Consider the following 22,988-nt stretch of genomic DNA (forward strand, 5'->3'; position numbering starts at 1 on the left):
TAAACTAGTTTCCGCTAATCCCGGGAGTATTCATTAAGACAACCCGCCATCCATCAGGGTCTTCGATTGTGATCCCACCCCTTGACCAATAAGGATTTTCCGGTTCAACAGGTCGATATCCCATACTTTCCAGACGGGAAACAATTACATTTCGCTCAAATAAATCAGGTATATAAAAGACAAGGAGGTGCTCTTTCGTTGGAGTTGGCAGTTGGACCGGTGTCTCAAATTGGGTAAACTCCAAATGATATTGATGGTCGGGCGCCCCAAACATGACCCCTTGATAACCTTCATGCTGGCTGAACTCACCAATTTTCTCCAAACCAATCCCCAACTCATAAAACTCAATTATTTTTTGGATTTGGTTTGTCGGACGCGCGATTCGAAATTGAACGGCGGGCACCTTTTTATTCCATTCCTTACGAACGATTACTTGATAAGGTAAAGATGGATGCGAAAAACGAGCATCTTCCATTCCGCTAACTACTATTTTAATAGGGTGAACTTCTGCAGCGCGAGCGGTCGGATACCAATGCCTCCCATTTTTCACAAGAACGAATACTCCGTCCTCATCTCCAAAAAACGCAAAGGTTTCACTTTTTCTGGTTATTGTATCCTTAGCAAGTTGGTTTAACGTATTTTGCATTTTAGGGACACTTTGGGAAGGCCAGCCGATCTCACCTACATCATACCAGCCAGTTTCTTGGTTTTTTCGTTCAATCATTTCGATGACATTTCCGTCCGGATCGTAAAAATAACACTGTCTTCCTTTCCAAAATGAACTGATCTCCTCTTTTAATATCAGATTGTGTTCTCTTAATTTTCGTGTCATATGACTATAAAATTTACTGCCACACCGAAATGCAACATGATAAAAAGGCACCTTCTCTACTTTTTCAAAAATTAATTTTGTGGTTCCTGCCGTTATCGTAAACGCGTTCGCAGTCGCGTTCACTACATCCATTTGTAATGTTTCCGAATAAAATTTCTTCATTTCGTTTAGCTTGTGGCACTGCAATTGGAGTTGGTAAATCTTCATTGTTACCCCCCGTATTTTCCTAAATATGACATAATATTCCCATACTTTTCTTTCTATTTTTTTATAAAATAAAGCTAGAATCCAGAAAGGAAGTGAACTATGCCTTTAAAATCTAGAACTGAATCAAAGGAATTAAAAGTGCTTACATTGTTAAACAAAAGAATGGACTTAGAAGCCTCGGTTAAGCAGCACTACAGAAACTTAAGGAAAGGATATGAGGGTGAAGTACAGTTTGACTCTTTAACAGCAAGCCTGGACAGTAAATTTTACATTTTGAATGATTTGTTACTTGAGGTAAACAACACGCTATTTCAAATTGATTCATTATTTATTACGCAGGATTCCTTAATCGTATTCGAGATAAAAAATTTTGAGGGAGATTATATTTATCAAGATGGCAATTTCAAAATTTTAACTAGCAAAAAAGATATCACAAATCCCCTGCATCAATTAAACCGGTGCAAGACCCTACTCCGCCAATTACTTCAAAAACACGGTTTTCATTTCCCTATCGATGGCCACGTAGTTTTCATTAATTCCAATTTCTTTTTATACCAAGCTCCTTTAAATGAACCCATCCTATTTAACCCACAACTTAACGGATTTTTGAAAAACTTGAGTGCGAAACCATCAAAACTAAATAATATGCATCGGAAACTTGCAGATCTTTTGCTTAAAGAGCATATTACTGATCCTCCCTTCACTCTCGTGCCCCCATATGAATACGGTCATTTCAAGAAGGGTGTTACCAGTGCCTGCTGTGACTCATTCTTAGTAACTGCGGATGGAAGGAAGATGGTTTGTGACGTATGCGGCCATGTTGAAGGAATCGAGTCGGCAGTGGTGCGCGGCGTTGAGGAAATAATGCTGCTTTTTCCTGATACGAGGGTTACGGCTAATATTGTTTATGATTGGTGTCGGTTGGCAGGCTGCGAAAGGAAAATTAGGAGGGTATTGGCGCGGAATTATAAAATAGTGGGGAAAAATAGGTATTCTTATTATGTTAAGAAATAATTTAATAATTTGTCTGTTATTATTATGTACTGTGGGATTCTAAAATAATTATTGTGCAGCTTGATGTTTTTGTTTTGTTAAGTATTTTTTAAGATGTTGGTCACACCTTAGTCCCCTTGCCACTTCTTTCTTTGGTTTTGGCCAATGGGGCCACCCTATTGGCCACTTTTTCCTTTTCTTCCTTGGGTTTTGGCCAGTGGGGCCGCTCTATTGGCCATTTTTCCCTTGGTTTTGGCCAGTGGGACCGCTCTATTGGCCACTTTTTCGTTTTCTCCTTGTGGTTTTGGCCAATGGGGCCACCCTATTGGCCACTTTTTCCTTTTCTTCCTTGGGTTTTGGCCAGTGGGGCCGCTCTATTGGCCACTTTTTCGTTTTCTCCTTGTGGTTTTGGCCAATGGGGCCGATCTATTGGCCACTTTTTCGTTTTCTCCTTGTGGTTTTGGCCAATGGGACCGCTCTATTGGCCACTTTTTCGTTTTCTCCTTGTGGTTTTGGCCAATGGGACCGCTCTATTGGCCACTTTTCCCTTTTCTTCCTTGGGTTTTGGCCAATGGGGCCACCCTATTGGCCACTTTTTCGTTTTCTTCAATGGGTTTTGGCCAATAGGGCCACTCTATTGGCCACTTTTCCCTTTTCTTCCTTGGGTTTTGGCCAATGGGGCCACTCTATTGGTCACTTTTCGTTTTCTCCTTGTGGTTTTGGCCAGTGGGACCGCTCTATTGGCTATTTTTACGTTTTCTCCCTTGGTATTTGGCCATTAGGGCCGGTGTTATTGGCCACTTTTTCATACCCCTACTTTTGTCTAATAACCTCAAGCTTATGCCACTCCCCATGGATTTCACCATACACCCCTTCTATCCCCCCACCCCCCAGCATACTATTTATTAAAACCAATCCACCCCAAACTTCCGCACCCCCACAAACAAAAGAAAAAACTAGGAAGTAGGGCCTTCCTAGTTGCGGGTTATTTTTCTTTCTTGTCTTTTAGGAAATCGGGGTCTAAATCTTTGAATTCATCGTCTAGATCTGTACCCCAGTCATCGTCATTGTGGGAACATTTTCCTGGACTGACGGCTACACAAATTTTTGTTTCACCGATCACTTCCACAAGAAATTCCCGTTCAACGTGGACGACGATTTTCTTTCCGCTTGATGAGATGACAGCTTCACAGCAGTTTGGCTGTTGCAGGACTCGAGCGATAACCTCGTTGTCATCAAGGCAGCCAGGGTCGCGGTGTTTTAATTTAACGACATCTGTATAGCTTACACGCTCAGTGACTACTTCTGTCTTTGTATTATCGCTATAAGAGTACCAAACGTTAATGTCATAAGTCCCATCTATTTCTACAGTATTTCCGACCTTTTTCGCCTCGTATTTATGGTTAATGATCCAACAGCCGAGAATGCTGGACGGATTGTGTGCCGGGCAAACTGTGTGTTTTGACTGCGTAAATTTACGTCCCTTCGCCACAACCGCTTTCGTGATAATCTCTCTGTATTCTCCCATTGCGAGCGAACCCTCCTCATTCATTTTCAATTCATCCTATGCGAGATATTAGACTAGTGTGCGATAATTTTTAACCGTTGCTAGGTAAAAGTTTAGGCATAGTTCATAGTATGTTTTTTATATGGAGTGGTTCCGAAAAATTGAAGAATCCCTGGGTAGTTCAGAAAAATAATCATAGAAAAAACCAGGCACTTAATGCACCTGGTTGGTTTCTGTGTTCTTAATGGTGACAGTGATCGTTTTCCACTGCAGCACCTGTTTTGCCCTGCAATAGGTCTCCACCGGTAGAAGTGATAATTTCGTCTGTCACGGTGTTTGAGATCGTTGAAGCAATGATTTGAAGCAAGTCGTTTACTTCAATTTGTGATTGCTTGAATTCTTGAACGACTGGAATTTCGTCTAATTCTGCTTCTAATTGAGCAATTTTATCTTCAACATTTTTTAAAGCATTTTCTTTGCCATAATGATGAAGGTTTACTGCTTGCTTTTGCAAGCCTTTGATGGTTTTAATGGTTTGTGCTACCTTTTCATTTTCGTGAATTTTTGCTTCTGCTTTTTTGAAAAATTCAACTTCCTCTGTTTCGGCAATCATCTGTGCAAGCTCTTTTGCGCGTGCAACGATATCGTCTTTAGTATACTTCCCCATTTTTCCTACACCTCAACTGGTTCAAATTCTTCTACGATTTCTCCGTTTAAAGACCAAGTTTTTGCTTCAGTAATTTTTACTTTCACGATTTTACCAATTGCAGTTTTTGGACCGGTGAAGTTAACTAGTTTGTTTTTACGTGTGTAGCCCGCCAATACTTCTGAATTGTTCTTGCTTTCCCCTTCAACCAATACTTCTACGATTTGACCTTTATATTGTTTCATCGCCTCAGCTGATAGTTCGTTGACAAGGTTGTTTAGGCGTTGTAACCGTTCTTTTTTGACTTCCATAGGGACGTTATCCTGCATTTTCGCAGCAGGCGTTCCTTCACGAGGAGAGTAGATGAACGTATAAGCAGCTTCATATCCAACTTCACGATATAAGGATAACGTTTCTTCAAACTGCTCATCGGTTTCGTTCGGATATCCAACGATAATGTCTGTTGTTAAAACGACATCAGGAATCGCTGCTTTGATTTTTCGAACGAGTTCAAGATATTGCTCACGATTATATTTTCTCGCCATAATTTTCAATACTTCGGTTGATCCGGATTGAACTGGCAGGTGTATATGCTCCATAAGGTTGCCTTTTTTCGCTAAAACTTCGATTAAGTGATCATCGAAGTCGCGTGGATGGCTTGTTGTAAAGCGAATTCGCGGTACGCCAATGTTGCGAATTTCATCCATTAAATCGCCAAGACCGTATTTCATATCGCTAAAATCCTTACCATATGCATTAACGTTTTGGCCTAGTAAGGTGATTTCCTGATATCCCTGTGCTGCAAGATTACGCACTTCTTGAATAATGTCCTCTGGTCGACGGCTACGCTCTTTTCCGCGCGTAAAAGGTACGATACAGTACGTACAGAATTTATCACAGCCGTACATAATATTCACCCATGCCTTGATGTTCCCGCGGCGGACCTTCGGAAGATTTTCAATTACGTCACCTTCCTTCGACCAAACCTCAATAACCATTTCTTTAGACATATACGCTTCTTGTAAAATATGTGGTAAGCGGTGGATATTATGAGTTCCAAAAATCATGTCAATAAAGTTATGCTTGGAAAGAATTCGATTTACGACGGATTCTTCCTGTGACATACAGCCACAAACCCCAAGAAGAAGATCTGGCTTTTCAGTCTTTAAAGCTTTAAGGTGACCAATTTCACCAAAAACTTTATTCTCGGCATTTTCACGGATGGCACAGGTGTTTAATAAAATAACATTGGCATCTTCCACTGAATCAGTTGGCTCGTAGCCTAAGCTTAGAAAAATCCCAGCCATAACCTCTGTATCATGCTCATTCATTTGACAGCCGTAGGTGCGAATGTAGAATTTTCTTCCGTCACCCATACCGCGGAATTCTTCAGGAATTTCGAAGTCCTTATGGTACTTAACCTCTTCCTTACCACGTGATTTTGCTTCTTTTAACGATGGTGCTGTATAAACAGTCTCAAAATACTTGCTGAAATCCTTATCGGATTTTTTGTCCGAAGAATTAGCAGCCTGCACTTGTTGACCTTCCAAACGTTGTTTCTCGTTCATTGTATTACTCCTTTCAATTTCCATAAAGTAAAACGATTTGAGCTTTATTTTGGTAGACTACTACCATTTATTCCATATGTGATATATCACATACACATTATAATAGTATATAGGCAAAAAAGGCTGAAAACAATAGAAAACCTTTCCGCAGCAAGATCGCAACGGCTTCATTTCTATGAAAAAACTATTCAAAGCAACATTAAAAAACGACAGCGAATCATTCGCTGCCGTTTTTACTATTATTCTGTTACTGGCTTCTTTAAGAATCCGATTAATAACGCACTTACTGCAGTACCAGCTAGGATTGCAATTGCATACATCATCCAGTTTCCGTCAACAAGCGGAACAACGAACACACCGCCGTGTGGAGCGCGAAGGCCAATGCCAAACATCATTGAAAGTGCACCTGTAATCGCTGAACCAATCATGATTGATGGGATTACGCGAATTGGATCCCCTGCTGCAAATGGAATAGCACCTTCAGTAATAAATGATAAGCCCATGATGTAGTTTGCTTTTCCTGCGTCTTTTTCTTGTGTTGTAAACTTGTTCTTAAATAATGTTGTAGCTACTGCAATCGCAAGCGGTGGAACCATTCCTGCTGCCATAATTGCTGCCATTGGCTCGTAAACACCATTTGCAAGTAAACCTGTACCAAATACATATGCTGCCTTATTGACTGGTCCACCCATATCGAATGCCATCATTAATCCTAGTAAAATACCTAGTAAAACTGCATTACCTGTTCCAATACCTGATAACCAATCAGTAATTGCTTGGTTTAGAATGCCCACTGGTTTGTTGACAACGTATTGCATAATAAAACCTGTAATTGCTACACCGAATAACGGGAATAAAAGAATTGTTTTAATACCTTCAAGTGAAGTTGGCAGACCCGCAAAAAGCTTCTTCAATCCAACAACTGTATAACCTGCTAAGAAACCGGCGATCAATCCGCCAAGGAAACCTGCACCGCCACTTGCTGCCATCATACCGCCAACCATACCTGCTGCAAATCCTGGTCGGTCTGCAATACTCATGGCAATGAAACCAGCCAATACAGGAACCATTAATGCGAATGCATTTCCGCCACCGATTGTCATTAATGCTTCTGCAATTGGGTGGTAGGATGGATCTTCTGGGTCAAACGCTTTGTATCCGAACATGAACGAAATTGCAATGAGTATACCACCGCCAACAACAAACGGAAGCATGTTGGAAACACCGTTCATTAAGTGCTTGTAAATGATCGCGCCAACACTTTGGCCCTTTTGTGATGTTTTCTCGGCAGTAGCATCTCCAGCTGAACCTTTGTATACAGGTGCATCTTGTTTAACTGCTCGATCAATTAATTCTTTAGGTTTACGGATTCCATCTGCAACAGCTGTTTCAATTACATGCTTACCTTTGAAACGGCCCATTTCTACCTTTGTATCCGCTGCAACGATAACCGCAGTTGCTCTTTCAATTTCTTCAGGAGTTAATACGTTTTTCGCTCCACCAGAGCCATTTGTTTCAACTTTAATGTCTACACCCATTTCCGCAGCTTTGGCCTTAAGTGAATCTGCTGCCATATAAGTGTGGGCGATACCTGTTGGACAAGCTGTTACAGCAACAATGAATTGTTTTTTATCTGCCATGCTTTGCTCCTCCTGCTCTTCTTCTCGATCATAGCTGTTAATAATCGCCAACACCTCATCTGCGGTGGTTGCGTTTGAAAGTTTTTTTCTAGCTTCGTCTAGCATTAATATAGAAGAAAGACGAGATAATGCTTCCAAATGTGTGTTGTTTGCGCCATCTGGGGCAGCAATCATAAAGAATAAATGTGCAGGTTGTCCATCAAGTGAGTCATAGTCAACACCAGCAGCCGATTTACCGAAAGCAATGGCCGCCTGCTTTACTGCAGTTGTTTTAGCATGTGGAATCGCAATCCCTTCGCCAATTCCTGTTGTACTTTGTTCTTCTCTTTTTAAAATTGCTTCCTTAAATTTCTTTTTATCAGACAGCTTACCGGCACGATCCAACACATTAACGAGAGAGTCAATCGCTTCAATTTTTTGATTACCAGTGATTGAAAGAACGATTGTTTCTTTGGTTAATAGTTCTGTAATTTTCATTGATGTTCTCCTCCTGTATTAGTTTAATAATTGCAGTTGTACTTGGGGTAATAATTGTTCCACCTTTTCTGAATCGCATAGACCGATTGAAAAAGCAGTTGCACTTCCTGAAGCAACACTGAATTGAAACGCAGCTTTAACATCTTTTGTTTCCAAATACTTAGCTAAAAAGCCTGCTACCATTGAATCTCCAGCTCCAACGGAACTTTTAACTTCCCCTTTTGGAACGGTGGCAATTATAGCTATTTCATCATTGACAAAAACAGCTCCTTTGCCAGCTAGCGAAACGATAACATTTACTGCACCCTGCTCGACTAATTTCTTTCCATAGTGGATGGCTTGTTCACAAGTAGAAATTTCTACATTGAAAATCTCCCCTAGCTCATGATGATTTGGCTTAATCAAAAATGGCTTATATGGCAGAACGTTCATAAGCAAATCGCCTTCTGCATCAACAACAAAACGGGTTCCATTTTTATCGCAAATTTTCACCAGTTCTTCATAGGTGGTTGGCGGCATTGTTGATGGAATGCTTCCTGCTAAAATGAGAATATCTTCGTTCGTTAGCTTACTAATTCTTTCTTTCAGTGACTCGAAATCCGCGTCGGTAATTTTGGGACCATTCGCGTTAATTTCTGTTTCCTTTTCTGTTTTGAGCTTGATGTTAATTCTTGTGTCTTCTGCTACTTGAACAAAATCGGTGGTAATCTGTTCGCTGTTTAAATAGTCTTCAATGTACTTGCCAGTAAATCCACCAGTAAAACCTAAAGCGTTACTGGAAACTCCCATACCTTTAAGTACTCGGGAAACATTAATCCCTTTTCCACCTGGAAACTTATCTTCACTAATGGATCGATTCAATTCACCTAGACTGACTGAGTCGATTTGAACAATGTAGTCAACCGATGGGTTTAAAGTTACGGTGTAAATCATGTTGTCACAACCTTAATCGTAGTTTTGCTTCGATAGGACTCGAACACTTCTTGTTCGAGTTCATTCGTAATAATTTGAGCTTCATGCAGATCGCCAATTTTGGCAAACGCAATTTCTGAGAACTTTGTTTCATCAGATAATACAAAAGCCTCACGCGATAAGGCAATCGCCTTTTGTTTAATCATCGCTTCCTCTTGGTCTGGAGTTGTATAACCGTATTGGGCGTGAATGCCATTGACCCCAATGAAGCATTTATCAAACCGGTAATTTTCAAGGCTTAATATTGCTCCTCTGCCAATGATGGCCCCTGTCTTGTTTTTGGCATGTCCACCAATGAGAAATAAATCAATTCCTCTTTCTAATAGTGGAGTAATATGCATAAGACCGTTTGTTACAACAACAATATTTTCCGGCAGTGATTCGATCATCTCAAAAACGGTTGATCCAGCATCAAGATAGATGCAATCCCCCTCTTCCACAAGTCCTGCCGCATATTGAGCGATTTGACTTTTGGAATGACGGTTTTTGGAGGATTTTTCAGTCATGCTCGGTTCTTGTAATTTTCCTTGAAGTCTTGCGGCACCGCCGTGTACTCTTTTTAAAAACTTTTCTTGCTCCAGCAGAGTAAGATCACGGCGAATAGTTGATTCAGAACTGTTTGTTAGATCAACGAGCTCTTGTATTTTAACTGAATTCTTCTCTTTTAAAATTTGTACAATAAGTTGATGTCTTTCTGGTGTTAACATTTCATGCACCACCTTTGATTTTTATATTACTGTAACCGATTGCAAAAATCAATCACAAACTTTCATTTTCAATCAAAAATCTTTCATTGTTTGATAGTTTGTGAATGTTATTTTAATATTCTTACATTTTAATAGATAGCTTTGTTAAACTAGTCTGTTGATTTCCGCTTCAGGCACTCCCTTTCCGCGGGCGGTTCGGGAGCCTCCTCGCCGCTTCGCGCCTGCGGGGTCTCCCGTAACCTCTTCTCCCGCAGGAGTCTCGCGCCTTCCGCTCCAATCAACAGAGTGGTAAAATCTCAACTAGATTTTTATAAAAAACAAAAGTACTTTATGAAAGCACAAAAAAACCCCGCTGGAAAGTTCCAGCGAGGCTTTAGTGTATATTTTTTTACATGAATTCAGCAGTTAATTTGTCGAAATACTCCTGATCTAAATTCAGATCTGCTTTAGTAAGTGGTGTTTCGGAATAACCTGAAATCAAATCTTGATAAGATTTTCTTTCAGTGTTTTGATAGATCAATCCTGTAACTAAACCGTGTTTTTCCATCAATGTTTGCATTGCTTTTTCACGGTTTGATGGATCGTAGCCTTCAACTTCACTTAATTTTGTTAGGTTTTCTTTAAACCAATCATAAGTGTTCACTTTATTGTAAGTAACACATGGGCTGAATACGTTGATTAATGAGAAACCTTCGTGCTTGATTCCTGCTTCAATTAAAGAAGTTAATTCTTTAAGATCAGTAGAGAAGCTTTGAGCAACGAAAGTCGCACCAACTGTTAGCGCAAGCTCCATTGTTGAGAGCGGTTGTTCAACAGATCCCATTGGAGTTGATTTTGTTTTAAATCCTGCGTCAGAACGAGGTGAGGTTTGCCCTTTAGTTAAACCATAAATATGATTATCCATTACGATATAAGTAATGTTGATATTACGGCGGATCGCATGAACAGTATGTCCTGTCCCAATTGCAAATCCGTCACCGTCTCCACCAGCTGCTACTACTGTTAAATCACGGTTAGCCATTTTTACACCTTGAGCGATTGGCAAAGCACGTCCGTGAATACTATGAAAACCATATGAGTTAATGTAACCAGAGATACGTCCAGAACAACCGATCCCTGAGATTACTGCTAAATTTTCTGGCTCTAAACCAACGTTAGCTGCTGCACGTTGCATTGCAGCCTGTACAGAAAAATCTCCACATCCAGGACACCAGTTTGGTTTCACATCATTTCTAAAGTCTTTAAATGTGGCCATTTTAGAACAACTCCTTGCATTTTGAATAAACTTCATGCGGCAAGAACGGATTTCCGTCATATTTTAGAATCTTAACTAATTTATGAGCACTAGCCACATTCATTTTCATTATGTTAGCCAACTGACCTGTTGCATTGTTTTCTACAACGGCAATTTTCTTTGCAGAATTGATTAAAGGTAGTATTTCATCAGTCGGGAATGGGTAGATTAAACGCATATGAGCGTGGTTCACTTTTAATCCATCTTGTTCCAAACGAGTGATTGCTTCTTCAATCGCACCTCTTGTAGAGTTAAAACCAACAATTAGGAGATCAGCTTCCTCATGCGGAGCATTTTTATAGACTGGTGTTTTAAATTTAATATTTTCAATTTTTCTAAAACGCTTATCCATTTGGGCAATACGGTTTGCAGCTGACTCAGAAGGTTTACCGGTCTCCGCATGCTCAACTCCTGTTACGTGGTGAATACCATTTTTCATACCAGGAATGACACGAGGAGATACACCATCTTCAGTCACTTCATAACGTTTGAAATAGCCATCAACTTCAGGAAGTTCACCTTGAGCAAGCTTTCCGCGACGGATTTCAACTTGATCTAATTGTAGCGGTTCAACAGTTTGTTTACCTAGTGATAATTGTAAGTCTGATAGAACAATAACAGGAACTTGGTACTCTTCTGCTAAGTTAAATGCTTCAGCAGTATCATAGAAAGCTTCTTCAACAGTACTTGGCGCCATAACAATCTTAGGAATTTCACCGTGTGTACCGTAAATCATTGCCATTAAATCAGACTGCTCTTGCTTTGTTGGAAGACCAGTTGATGGACCTCCACGTTGTGTATCAACAATTACAATCGGAGTTTCCGTAATCCCTGCTAAACCAATTGCTTCCATTTTCAATGAAAGTCCAGGGCCTGATGAAGCTGTAAGGGAACGAACACCACCGTAGTTAGCACCGATCGCCATTGTTACCGCTGCAATTTCGTCTTCAGTTTGAATAACCGCTCCGCCTACTGCAGGTAATTTTTTAATCAAGTACTCCATGATTTCCGAAGCTGGAGTAATAGGATATGCAGCCATGAATCGGCAACCAGCAGCCAAAGCACCCATTGCGATGGCATCGTTTCCAATCATGAACAAACGATGCTTTCCATCAGCTTTTTCAAGGTGCATTGTTTCAATGCTGCCACCAAGCTTTTCCTTCATATATTCAAAACCAGAACGAATTGCTTCCATGTTCTTGTCAACGACTTGCTGACCTTTTTTACCGAAGATTTCTTTAACAACTACTTCAAAGACTTGGATATCAAGGTCTAAAACTGCACTTGTTGCCCCAATAGCAACCATGTTTTTCATTAAAGATGTTCCAAGCTCTGTTGCAATCTCAGTGAATGGAACCGCATACATTGCTGCCTTTGTGTCAGATGGTGGTTGAGGATTGAACTTCGCATCTGCAATGATAACTCCTTGATCGTGGAGTTCTTTATAGTTTAGATCTATTGTTTCTTGGTCAAAAGCAACCAAAATGTCTAGATCATCTGAGATGGAACGTACTTGATTCGTACTTACGCGGATTTTATTGTTTGTGTGGCCGCCTTTAATACGAGATGAAAAGTGACGATACCCGTACAGATAGTAACCTAATCGATTTAGGGCTATGGAAAATATCTCCCCAGTACTTTCTATGCCTTCCCCTTGCTGACCGCCAACTTTCCATGAAAGCTGATTAATCATTTCTTACACCCCTTTGGATACGTTAAGAAAATATGTAGAATATTTCAATTCTTAGTGTAGCACCTTCTAAAGTAATTCACTAGAAATTAACCTTAAAACGATAGAATTTCTTATAATTAATTTAAGCACGGTACTAAACGATTACAATTCTAGACCTTACTGTTAAAAATTGCAACCCTAAAAGACTAAATTTTGACGAAAATGTGAATATTTTTTTATTTTTTGAAAAATAATAGATAAGCTTTAGAAAAAACGAATATTTATTCAATTAAAGAATGAGGGAAAACCCTTATATATTGGGGTTTTTACTATTTTCATTCTCACAAACTATTTTTGAATTTTAATCCTGTTGTTTTTCCTTTGCGTATTTCAAAATAGTTTTTTTCTGCTTCAAACTCAAATTCTGTGCTTCATCCCTTTTTTTCTGCAAAAAAATAACCTGTTTACTATCTTGCAGTAAACAGGTTTTTTGTATATACTTCTTATTTTCGTTTTCGGGAACAGTATGCCCATTCCCAAAAGGATTGATTTTTAAAAATTAAACTTTCCCCAACTACCCAAACTTTTACTATCTCGGTTCAACAATCAGTTTAATTGCTGTACGCTCTTCATTGTCAATTTTAATATCTGTAAACGCCGGGATACAAATTAAGTCCACTCCACTTGGTGCAACAAAGCCTCTCGCGATTGCAACTGCCTTAACGGCTTGATTCAATGCACCTGCGCCGATTGCTTGAATTTCCGCAGCGCCTCTTTCACGTAAAACCCCCGCAAGCGCACCAGCTACAGAATTAGGATTAGATTTTGCTGAAACTTTTAATATTTCCATTTCTGGCTCCCCCTTGTTTAATTCCCGATCCCGCATGTTCAATTTTTTGAACAAATCAGGTGTAAATCATTCCATTGATACTATATTCGGGAAAAAGGAGAGATATTCCAGCTTGGTCTACAAAAAATTAGAAACCATTAAGAATAAAATGGATGGTCGTCGTTGATTAAGACCCGTTCGATTTTTTTGGCCGTCCCTGTTTTTTTATCAATATCGATTACAACTGCACTAAGCTGTGCACGACCGGTTTTTGGCACCTCGAAGCGGGCTGGCAGGCTTGTTAGAAACCTTTTAATAACTGCCTCACGTTCAACTCCTAATATGCCGTCATACGGCCCTGTCATGCCTACATCACTCAAATAGGCTGTCCCAGCTGGGAGAATTCGTTCATCCGCTGTTTGAACATGCGTATGGGTGCCCACGAGCGCAGAAATACGTCCGTCTAAGTACCAGGACAATGCTTGCTTCTCACTTGTTGCCTCAGCATGAAAATCGACAAAAATGATCGGAGTTCGTTTCCTAGCTTCCTCAACCAATTCATCTGCTTTTTTAAACGGGCAATCAATCGTAGGCATGAATGTCCGCCCCTGTAAATTGATAATCGCCACTTCATCTTGATTGACCTTTAGATAAACAATCCCTTTTCCGGGAACAGCATCCGGAAAATTGGCTGGGCGAACTAAATATTTTGCCTTATCAATAAACTCGAAAATATCACGGTTATCCCAAGCGTGATTGCCTAGCGTAACAGCCTGGGCTCCTATTTCTAGAAAGCCGCGATAAATCGCTTCTGTAATCCCTTTTCCTGACGCAGCGTTTTCCCCGTTAATGATTGTCACCGTGGGACGAAATTTTTCTTTCAGCTTAGGAACATATTCCTTCACCATGTCCCTTCCAGGTGATCCAACAACATCTCCTACAAACAAAATCCTCATCGTAATACCCTTTCTACTTACCATATTTTCTTTTTTTATTTTAGCATACCGTCCAAAAGGAACAAAAGTTCAAGACAGCATTGAGTAACAAACAGATTGGAACAGACTGGAAAGCGTGCCTTTTAATAAAAGACTTTGTTATATTTGGCTGTTGATTGCAGCGAGAGGTGCTCGCTTTCCGTGGGGGAGTCCGGGAGCCTCCTCGGCGCCATAGCGCCTGTGGGGTCTCCCGTGACACCTTCTCCCGCAGGAGTCTCGCACCTTCCACTCCAATCAACAGAGTGTTCAAAATCAAATTGTTCTTTAACACAGCAAAAAAAATAAAGCGGCGCTTAGCGCACCGCTTTATTTTGCATATTCAACAGCTCTCGTTTCACGAATAACTGTCACTTTTATATGGCCTGGATAATCAAGCTCTTCTTCAATTCGTTTTCGGATATCTCGCGCCAGTCGATGTGCTTCCAAATCATCGATTTGATCCGGTTTAGCAATAATCCGGATTTCACGACCTGCTTGAATCGCAAACGACTTTTCAACGCCATCAAACGACTCTGAAATCTCTTCAAGCTTCTCGAGTCGACGAATATAGTTTTCAAGAGTTTCACTGCGAGCGCCTGGTCTTGCAGCAGATAGAGCGTCTGCAGCGGCAACGAGTACGGCAATGATTGAAGTTGGTTCAGTGTCTCCATGGTGGGAAGCGATACTGTTAATAACAACTGGGTGTTCCTTGTATTTCGTTGCAAGTTCTACCCCAATTTCAACGTGGCTGCCTTCCACTTCATGATCGATTGCTTTACCGATATCGTGAAGTAATCCGGCACGACGCGCTAATGTTTCATCTTCACCTAACTCAGCAGCTAATAAGCCAGATAACTGAGCCACTTCGATTGAATGCTTTAACACATTTTGGCCATAACTTGTCCGAAACTTAAGTCGTCCAAGAATTTTAATTAGATCCGGATGGAGCCCATGAACTCCTACTTCAAAAGTAGTTTGTTCACCAATTTCACGGATATGCTCATCTACCTCACGGCGAGCCTTATCCACCATTTCTTCAATACGTGCAGGATGGATACGTCCGTCTTGCACAAGCTTATCAAGAGCCAAGCGGGCTGTTTCTCTACGAATTGGGTCAAACCCAGACAAGATAACCGCTTCAGGAGTATCATCAATTATGAGATCAATACCTGTTAATGTTTCAAGAGTTCGGATATTTCGTCCTTCGCGTCCAATAATTCGGCCTTTCATCTCATCATTTGGAAGATTGACAACAGAAACAGTTGTTTCTGCGACATGATCAGCTGCACATCTTTGAATCGCCAGTGACAAAATCTCTTTTGCCTTCTTGTCTGATTCTTCTTTAATGCGGTTTTCACTTTCCTTAATCATAACCGCAGTATCATGTGCAAGCTCCTGTTCCATCCGATCTAGAATGATGACTTTAGCCTCTTCACGCGATAAGCCCGAGATGCGTTCTAGTTCAGCTTGTTGCATACGTACCATCTCGTCCACTTTGCTTTCCATCTCTTCAATATGCTGTTGTCTTTGGTTAAGAGTATCATCTTTTCTCTCTAATTGAGCTTCACGTTTGTCTAACGATTCGTCCTTTCGATCAAGATTCTCCTCTTTTTGCAGCAACCGGTTTTCTTGTTTTTGCAGTTCATTTCTTCGTTCTCGAACCTCACGTTCAGCTTCTGTACGAAGCTTGTGAATTTCGTCCTTTGCTTCTAACAGTGCTTCCTTTTTTGATGCTTCAGCTTCTCGCTTTGCATCTTCTAAAATTTGCTCTGCAGCATTTTTTGCGCCTGCAATCTTTGCTTCAGCAATGGACTTACGAATAAAATAGCCAACAACCGCACCGACGAATAGGCCAAGCAAAATGGAGATGATCGCAATAGGTTCCATCGTTTCACCTCCTCTTGCTATGATCTTGTGATACATTTTTTTAACTTGTCGGCATGTACACTGGTTTCTCACGTCAATATACAGCACGAAGGCTTTTAACATTTCACATACTCATAAAAATGTAAAATATACATCTTCAATTGTAAAGCTGTGGAATTTCATTGTCAAGGGTTAGTCCCTTATCAATACTAGGTTTACCAAATTATGGGTTGTTTATCATTGTTTTGCAATTATTTTTTCAAATTTAAAAAAATCAGCAAAGCCAGTGGCTTTGCTGTGATTATTCTATTCAAGCTCAAATTCCTCTTGATCGTCTGCTTCGGTAATGACCTTTTCAGCATCAAGATTAAAATGGTCACGAATTTTTTGTTGTACTTCGTTTCGTATCTCTTTATTTTCTTTCAAATAAAGCTTAGCGTTTTCGCGACCTTGGCCGAGGCGCTCGTCATTGTATGAGTACCAAGAACCGCTCTTTTGAACGATATCCAGTTCAGAGCCCATATCGATGATTTCGCCTTCTTTGGAGATTCCTTCTCCATACATGATGTCAACTTCAGCCGTACGGAAAGGAGGTGCTACCTTATTTTTTACAACCTTAATTTTTGTCTTATTTCCGACAATGTCATTTCCTTGCTTTAATTGTTCAGCACGACGCACTTCAAGTCGAACAGTTGAGTAGAACTTGAGGGCACGACCGCCTGGAGTTGTCTCGGGGTTCCCGAACATAACTCCAACCTTTTCACGAATTTGGTTAATGAAAATAGCGATTGTTTTTGATTTGTTAATTGCTCCTGATAGTTTACGAAGGGCTTGTGACATTAAACGCGCTTGTAAACCAACGTGTGCATCACCCATTTCGCCTTCAATCTCTGCTTTTGGTACTAATGCCGCAACAGAGTCAATGACGATAATATCAATTGCACCACTTCGTACTAATGCCTCAGCGATTTCTAGTGCTTGCTCACCAGTGTCAGGCTGAGAAAGAAGCAATTCATCTATATTTACCCCTAGTTTTTGTGCATATACAGGATCAAGAGCATGCTCAGCGTCAATAAATGCCGCTTGACCACCTTTTGCTTGAACTTCAGCAATTGCATGGAGGGCAACGGTTGTTTTACCGGAACTTTCCGGACCATAAATCTCAATAATTCGGCCTCTAGGGTATCCACCTACTCCAAGGGCTACATCGAGTGCAAGAGATCCACTTGGAATGGTAGAAATTCTACGGTCAGTTTGCTCCCCAAGTTTCATGATAGAGCCCTTACCAAATTGTTTTTCTATTTGTTTCAATGCCATTTCTAAGGCAGCTTGACGATCACTCACTTCAGGTTTCCTCCTTTATATTTCGAAGAAGAAGATCTATCAGATGGAAATGTTAACCTTCAAAAACAGGTAAATTTCTTAACTCTGACTTGTTGATTCCACCACTATATCCTATACTAGCTTGTTTTGTGGTTCCCCTTAATCGACTTTGTCTCATCTCAAAACCTATTTATAATATACCTTCTTTTTTTTTGTTTGTCTATAAAAATATCGAACGTTTATTCGCTTTTTTCTGAGCCAATTTTTACAGGAAAATTGGGTTTTCTTTAGGGAATATTGAATAAATTAGAGTGAATTTTCTTCCAAAATGTTTGATTGTTGAGTTATCAGAATTATGGGTACTCGGTGCGGATACACCTTAATCAATCTTCTCGTGGCTATTTCTCTCTAGTGACCACTTTGACATCTAGTTGTTTGGTTTTTGGTCACATGATCACTTCATGTGACCACTTTCGTCTTTTCTTTTCCCCGTTTTGGTCACATGACACCTTCATGTAACCACTTTCGCCTTTTCAACTCCGGATTTTGATCACATGACACCCTCATGTGACCACTTTCGCCTTTTCAACTCCCGGTTTTGGTCACATGATCACTTCATGTGACCACTTTCGTCTTTTCCCCGTTTTGGTCACATGACCGCTCCATGTGACCACTTTCACCTTTTCCACTCCTGATTTTGGTCACATGACTGCTCCATGTGACCACTTTCACTTTTTCCACCCCCGGTTTTGGTCACATGACCGCTCCATGTGACCACTTTCAACTTTTCCACTCCCGGTTTTGGTCACATGACCACTCCATGTGACCACTTTGACCTTTTCCACCCCCGGTTTTGGTCACATGACCGCTCCATGTGACCACTTTCAACTTTTCAACTCCCGGTTTTGGCCACATAACTCTCTCTTGTAAAGCCACTCCCCCCAAAAACCCAAAAACACAGACCGCCTACTCGGCAGCCTGTGTCTCTGTTAATCTCTTAATTAATAAATAGAATCCATATTTCACTGCGCGTCGGCGAACTGAATCGCGATTTCCGCCTAGCAGTAGCTTTTTCACATAGGTTGGTTGCCCTTCCACGTGCAGGCCAATATAAACGGTGCCGACCGGCTTTCCTTCCTGTTCATCAGGACCAGCAACCCCGGTAAAACTCACGCCGATTTTAGAACCCATTAAATCAGCGACATTAAGTGCTAATTCCGATGCACAAGCTTCGCTAACAACGCCTTCTTTGTCAATCGTTTCCTGTTTAACATGAAGGATATTGGCCTTTACTTCATTCGTGTAGCAAACGACCCCACCCTTTAAAATCTGACTCGCACCAGATACGGATGTGATCTGTTGTTGAAACATTCCACCAGTAAGACTTTCAGCGGCAGCGATGGTTAGTCCCTGTTGCTTTAGAAGCTTCATTGCTTCCTCAAGCAATGAAGTCTCGTCATAGCCATACAAAAACTCGCCGACTCGGGATCGAATCTCTGCTTCAGCTAAATCAAGCAATCTCTCAGCCTCTGAAACAGAAGCGTGCTTTGCGGTAAGCCTTAGCGTTACTTCTCCATCGGCAGCTAGTGGAGCAATAGTTGGATTAGTTTGTCGCTCAATTATGTCATCTATTTCTGTTTCAAGTGCAGCTTCGCCAATTCCAAAGAAACGAAGCACCCTAGAAACAATTTGTTCGCGATCAGATAATTTTGATAACAAAAAGTCGTAACCGTAATGAGCCATCATCGGCTCCATTTCACTAGGTGGTCCAGGCAGCAGCATGTACATACGGTCCTTAACCGATAATGCCATCCCTGGTGCCATGCCATTATCATTAGGCAACACATGAGAGCCTTCTAATATTAACGCCTGTTTCCGATTGTTTTCAGTCATGGTCCGATTGGTACGAACGAAATAGGCTTCAATAGACTTAAGTGCCTCTTCATCGAAAACAAGTTTTTTTCCTAAATGGGCGGCAATGGTCTCTTTCGTTAAATCATCTTTTGTTGGACCTAATCCCCCTGTAAAAATAATTAAATTCGAACGGGTTTCGGCCGTTTCGAGGGCCGCTTTTAATCGCCCGGGGTTGTCTCCAACAACAGTGTGATAGTAAACATTTATACCAAGATCTGCAAGCTGCTTCGAGATAAACTGAGCATTTGTATTGACGATTTGCCCGAGTAGAAGCTCAGTGCCTACCGCGATGATCTCTGCGTTCATGGTTATGCCCCCCTGTGTGTTGCTATTATTTTGATTGCGTTAACGCGTGTCTATTTTTATAAAAATAATCCCATCCAGACCAAATAGTAAAGAATAACGCAACCCAAAGAGCTATATCAGCAAATGGCAGATTGATTAATTCAAAAATTGTATTATGTAAAAGAAGTGCAGAAATCGCAACAATCTGTGCCCACGTTTTGATTTTACCTAGCATATTAGCCGCAACCACTTCTCCTGTTTCAGCAAGAATTAAGCGAAGACCGGTTACCGCAAACTCACGGCTAATGATCACAATCACAATCCACGAAGCCGCAAAGCCTAGTTCAACCAATACAATGAGTGCAGCCGATACTAGAAGCTTGTCCGCAAGCGGGTCTAAAAACTTCCCTAGATTCGTAACAAGATTGTATTTTCTGGCATAGTGTCCGTCAATCCAATCTGTAGTTGATGCAAGAATAAATATGAGAGCTCCAACAAAATGGGTAACAGGCATGTCCGCCCCTAAAAAGGTCATTTCACCCCATGAAAAATCTACAAGCATAACAATAAGAAATAAAGGAATTAAAAATATTCTTGATACAGTAATTTTATTAGGTAAATTCATCTTTTTTCCCTCCAATTAGAAAAGCGGAAGCGCCTGTATGTTAAATTGGCAGGCGTTTACGCAGGCTAAACAGCATCCACTAAAGCGAATAGCCTAGCCATTAAAAACAAAGCGAAAAATAGTCATCAGGTGATGACTATTCATTCGTTACTACATAGCGAATCGTAATGTCTTGTCGGACTTGCTCGGATGGCGGAATTGCGTATTCAAGCTTTTGTCCATTGACATAAATTTGTGTATCTAATGAACGACCGACCACGATTACCGCTTCAGTTTCTTTTGAGAAATCAATCGTTTGGCTCTCAGTAGCCCCAACTTTTAACATTCCTTGAAAGAATGAGGTGCCCTTACCGTTTAAGATATTCACCCATGTTTCACCAGTGGTGGCAACCTTTAATTCGAACTTTTCGGCATTCTTTAATTCATATGTGGTTTCTTTTCCTTGGGATGTAACAACAGCCAAAGCTTGGGTTGTTTTTTCCTCTTTCTTATCATCCTCTTTATCGTCTTTCTTGTTGTCAGCTGGTTTATCTTCTGTCTTTTGATCTTCTTCGGCAGCCTTATCTGACTTATCCTTAGAGTCCTCTGAGTTCTTCAGATTTTCAGACTCTTCGATTGACACGGTTTCACCATCTTTGGCCACTTTATTCTCATCATCGTTCTCGGCACTTTTCGATGCAAATAAGTAAACAAGTGCTACAGCACCAATGATGAAGACTCCGATCAGGATTTTTGGCAGTAAATCTAGAACCTTTGAAGTACCAGCAGGAATGGTCTTTTTTGTTTGAACACGGGACAAATTTTCATTTAATTGCTCGTCGTAGGCGGACGGTATATCCTCTTTAAAATTTTGAAACAGCTCTTCTTGGTCAAGTCCAACCGCTTCTGCGTATTGTTTAATAAATGCGCGCACGTAAAATTTACCGGGCATCATCGAATAATTTCCTTCTTCAATACCCTGTAAATACCTTTTCTGTATTTTAGTTAAGGATTGTAGATCATCTAAACTCAGCCCTTTAGCTTCCCGAGCTTCCTTTAGCCGATTCCCTAATTCTGTCACTGGAAACACCACCAATATTAAAAATCAAACCCTCCAAAATCAGGAGCTGAGAACATATTATTATGATTAACCAAATCGTATGTAATCTCCTCACTAGGGTCATTTCTTAGCTCGATAATATAGTCAAAATCATCCATGGTATACTCGGTGTTTTGCACAAAAACATCCGGATGTTCAATTACTTTAACCGTTGGCATTCGCATAATTTCTCGAATTAGCTGCCAATGACGTTCGTTCGCCCTCCGTGTTGAGACGATCCCATCGATAATGAACACATTATTTGCACTATATTCATCCTCAATTAACTGATTCCGAATTGTTTGTTTAAGCAAAGTCGAAGAAACAAACAGCCATCTTTTGCTTGCACATACACTTGAAGCTACAATAGACTCTGTTTTTCCAACCCGTGGCATGCCACGGATCCCAATTAACTTATGGCCATCCTGCTTCATTAATTCTGCCATAAAGTCTACCAAAACGCCAAGGTCATCGCGGACAAATCTAAAAGTTTTTTTATCATCTGCATCTCTTTGTATGTATCGACCATGTCTTACTGCCAATCGGTCCATCAGCTTCGGTTCACGAAGCTTAATTACTTTTATTGTATCCATCGTATTTAAAATTGACTCTAATCGTTGGATGCGCTCATTGTCTTCAGCTTTGATCAGCAAGCCACGACGGCCTTCGTCAATACCATTAATTGTGACGATATTAATTTTTAACATACCTAGTAAGGAGGAAATATCACCAAGTAACCCTGGGCGGTTTTTTTGAATTTCATATTCTAAATACCATACTTTTTTCTCCATGAAAGCCTCCACCTATTAGTCAAGAGATATTTTTCCTCTTTTTTCATCTAGCTACTATAATAAATGATTTTGATTGAAGATGAAAGGAAAAACAAACAGACTGTAAAAATTTCAGGTAGAGAGTCGTTCTTGATTGCCATGGTTCAAAAAAAAAGAGAGGGACCCCTCTCTTTTTTTAAAAAAATTAACCTTATCACCGAGATCCGTCATTAGAAACAAGCTTTACCATCATGTTAGCAATTGCATGCTGCTCTTCTTGTGAAGCAACAGACCATAAATCAGAAAGAATTTTTTCTTGCTCGTTTTTAGGTTCAACTTGGTTTGCTAAATAATCGCCGATTTGATAAGCGAGATCATTAACCACTTCTTTGTTCATACCAGTATTTTGAGCTTGGTGAAGGCGATCTCCTAAGAAATCCTTCCATTGTGACCAGTTATCTAAAACAGACATCGTGAAACCTCCTTAAAAAGTAGTCATGTTTATTTTGTTTCAGAGGCTTCAAATTATTCATTTATTTTTTTAAAAGTAGGGCTTTTAAATTTGGCTGTTGATTTCCGCTCCAGGTGCTCAGCGACCCAGCGGGGGAGTCCGGGAGCCTCCTCGGCGCCATAGCGCCTGTGGGGTCTCCCGTGACACCTTCTCCCGCAGGAGTCTCGCACCTTCCGCTCCAATCAACAGTGTTCAAAAAATCAACAATATTCTATATCACAATCATCATTATATGTACCATCCGCCATTTATTGAAAGGATTTGGCCGGTGATGTAGGAGGAATTATCGGAGAGCAGG

At 40.6% G+C, this 22,988-nt stretch carries 19 protein-coding genes and 1 pseudogene; 1 reads left to right on the top strand and 19 read right to left on the bottom strand.

All coding sequences use genetic code 11. From position 1 onward, the window contains the following. Positions 1–4 precede the first annotated feature (4 nt). Together ACI48O_RS10525 and ACI48O_RS10530 are read right to left on the bottom strand one after the other, a co-directional pair. Positions 5–475, bottom strand: a complete 471-nt coding sequence (locus tag ACI48O_RS10525; RefSeq protein WP_435561777.1) for a VOC family protein — start codon at positions 473–475, stop codon at positions 5–7. A 258-nt stretch (positions 476–733) separates the two neighbouring features. Beyond that, positions 734–1,039 (bottom strand): annotated as a pseudogene (locus ACI48O_RS10530) (VOC family protein); the annotation flags it as partial. Positions 1,040–1,138: 99 nt separating this feature from the next. On the opposite strand from ACI48O_RS10530, the gene ACI48O_RS10535 reads away from it, so the two are divergent. Continuing rightward, on the top strand, positions 1,139–2,053 hold the full coding sequence (locus ACI48O_RS10535) for a nuclease-related domain-containing protein (protein ID WP_435561751.1): 915 nt from the start codon (positions 1,139–1,141) through the stop codon (positions 2,051–2,053). A gap of 964 nt (positions 2,054–3,017) precedes the next feature. Here the strand turns inward: ACI48O_RS10535 and ACI48O_RS10540 are convergent. From ACI48O_RS10540 to ACI48O_RS10620, 17 genes are all read right to left on the bottom strand, one after another. Next, a complete protein-coding gene (locus tag ACI48O_RS10540; protein ID WP_435561778.1) occupies positions 3,018–3,560 on the bottom strand; it encodes an outer spore coat protein CotE in 543 nt (180 codons plus the stop codon). Positions 3,561–3,780: 220 nt separating this feature from the next. Continuing rightward, complete coding sequence (locus ACI48O_RS10545) at positions 3,781–4,206, bottom strand: YlbF/YmcA family competence regulator (protein ID WP_435561752.1); 426 nt, start codon at positions 4,204–4,206, stop codon at positions 3,781–3,783. Between the two features lie 5 nt (positions 4,207–4,211). Then, a complete protein-coding gene (gene miaB, locus ACI48O_RS10550; RefSeq protein WP_435561753.1) occupies positions 4,212–5,753 on the bottom strand; it encodes a tRNA (N6-isopentenyl adenosine(37)-C2)-methylthiotransferase MiaB in 1,542 nt (513 codons plus the stop codon). Between the two features lie 239 nt (positions 5,754–5,992). Beyond that, entirely contained in the window at positions 5,993–7,870 is a 1,878-nt protein-coding gene (locus ACI48O_RS10555; protein WP_435561754.1) for a PTS fructose transporter subunit IIABC, read from the bottom strand. Positions 7,871–7,888: 18 nt separating this feature from the next. Further along, positions 7,889–8,803, bottom strand: a complete 915-nt coding sequence (gene pfkB / locus ACI48O_RS10560) for a 1-phosphofructokinase (RefSeq protein ID WP_435561755.1) — start codon at positions 8,801–8,803, stop codon at positions 7,889–7,891. Then, a complete protein-coding gene (locus ACI48O_RS10565; protein WP_435561756.1) occupies positions 8,800–9,549 on the bottom strand; it encodes a DeoR/GlpR family DNA-binding transcription regulator in 750 nt (249 codons plus the stop codon). Before ACI48O_RS10565 ends, pfkB begins: the two co-directional genes overlap by 4 nt. Positions 9,550–9,937: 388 nt before the next feature. Continuing rightward, positions 9,938–10,804 carry a 2-oxoacid:ferredoxin oxidoreductase subunit beta gene (locus tag ACI48O_RS10570; protein ID WP_435561757.1) on the bottom strand — a complete coding sequence of 289 codons (867 nt, stop codon included), beginning with the start codon at positions 10,802–10,804 and terminating at the stop codon, positions 9,938–9,940. Between the two features lies 1 nt (position 10,805). Continuing rightward, on the bottom strand, positions 10,806–12,536 hold the full coding sequence (locus tag ACI48O_RS10575; protein ID WP_435561758.1) for a 2-oxoacid:acceptor oxidoreductase subunit alpha: 1,731 nt from the start codon (positions 12,534–12,536) through the stop codon (positions 10,806–10,808). Between the two features lie 568 nt (positions 12,537–13,104). Next, the gene (gene spoVS / locus ACI48O_RS10580; protein ID WP_147532215.1) at positions 13,105–13,365 is read right to left on the bottom strand and encodes a stage V sporulation protein SpoVS; all 261 of its coding nucleotides are present in this window, start codon (positions 13,363–13,365) and stop codon (positions 13,105–13,107) included. 137 nt (positions 13,366–13,502) lie between these two features. Beyond that, a complete protein-coding gene (locus ACI48O_RS10585) occupies positions 13,503–14,300 on the bottom strand; it encodes a TIGR00282 family metallophosphoesterase (protein ID WP_435561759.1) in 798 nt (265 codons plus the stop codon). 345 nt (positions 14,301–14,645) lie between these two features. Then, entirely contained in the window at positions 14,646–16,205 is a 1,560-nt protein-coding gene (gene rny / locus ACI48O_RS10590; protein WP_435561760.1) for a ribonuclease Y, read from the bottom strand. 285 nt (positions 16,206–16,490) lie between these two features. Next, positions 16,491–17,528 carry a recombinase RecA gene (gene recA, locus ACI48O_RS10595; protein ID WP_435561761.1) on the bottom strand — a complete coding sequence of 346 codons (1,038 nt, stop codon included), beginning with the start codon at positions 17,526–17,528 and terminating at the stop codon, positions 16,491–16,493. Positions 17,529–18,473: 945 nt separating this feature from the next. Continuing rightward, positions 18,474–19,727, bottom strand: coding sequence for a competence/damage-inducible protein A (locus tag ACI48O_RS10600; protein WP_435561762.1), 1,254 nt, complete (start codon positions 19,725–19,727; stop codon positions 18,474–18,476). 25 nt (positions 19,728–19,752) lie between these two features. Continuing rightward, the gene (pgsA, locus tag ACI48O_RS10605) at positions 19,753–20,331 is read right to left on the bottom strand and encodes a CDP-diacylglycerol--glycerol-3-phosphate 3-phosphatidyltransferase (RefSeq protein WP_435561763.1); all 579 of its coding nucleotides are present in this window, start codon (positions 20,329–20,331) and stop codon (positions 19,753–19,755) included. Between the two features lie 136 nt (positions 20,332–20,467). Further along, on the bottom strand, positions 20,468–21,391 hold the full coding sequence (locus tag ACI48O_RS10610) for a helix-turn-helix domain-containing protein (protein WP_435561764.1): 924 nt from the start codon (positions 21,389–21,391) through the stop codon (positions 20,468–20,470). A 17-nt stretch (positions 21,392–21,408) separates the two neighbouring features. After that, positions 21,409–22,200, bottom strand: coding sequence for a YmfK family protein (locus ACI48O_RS10615; RefSeq protein WP_435561765.1), 792 nt, complete (start codon positions 22,198–22,200; stop codon positions 21,409–21,411). Between the two features lie 193 nt (positions 22,201–22,393). Further along, positions 22,394–22,651 carry a DUF3243 domain-containing protein gene (locus ACI48O_RS10620; RefSeq protein WP_435561766.1) on the bottom strand — a complete coding sequence of 86 codons (258 nt, stop codon included), beginning with the start codon at positions 22,649–22,651 and terminating at the stop codon, positions 22,394–22,396. Between the last annotated feature and the right edge of the window lie 337 nt (positions 22,652–22,988).

The sequence above is a fragment of the Neobacillus terrisolis genome (assembly GCF_051233475.1).
GTDB lineage: Bacteria > Bacillota > Bacilli > Bacillales > Cytobacillaceae > Bacillus_BU.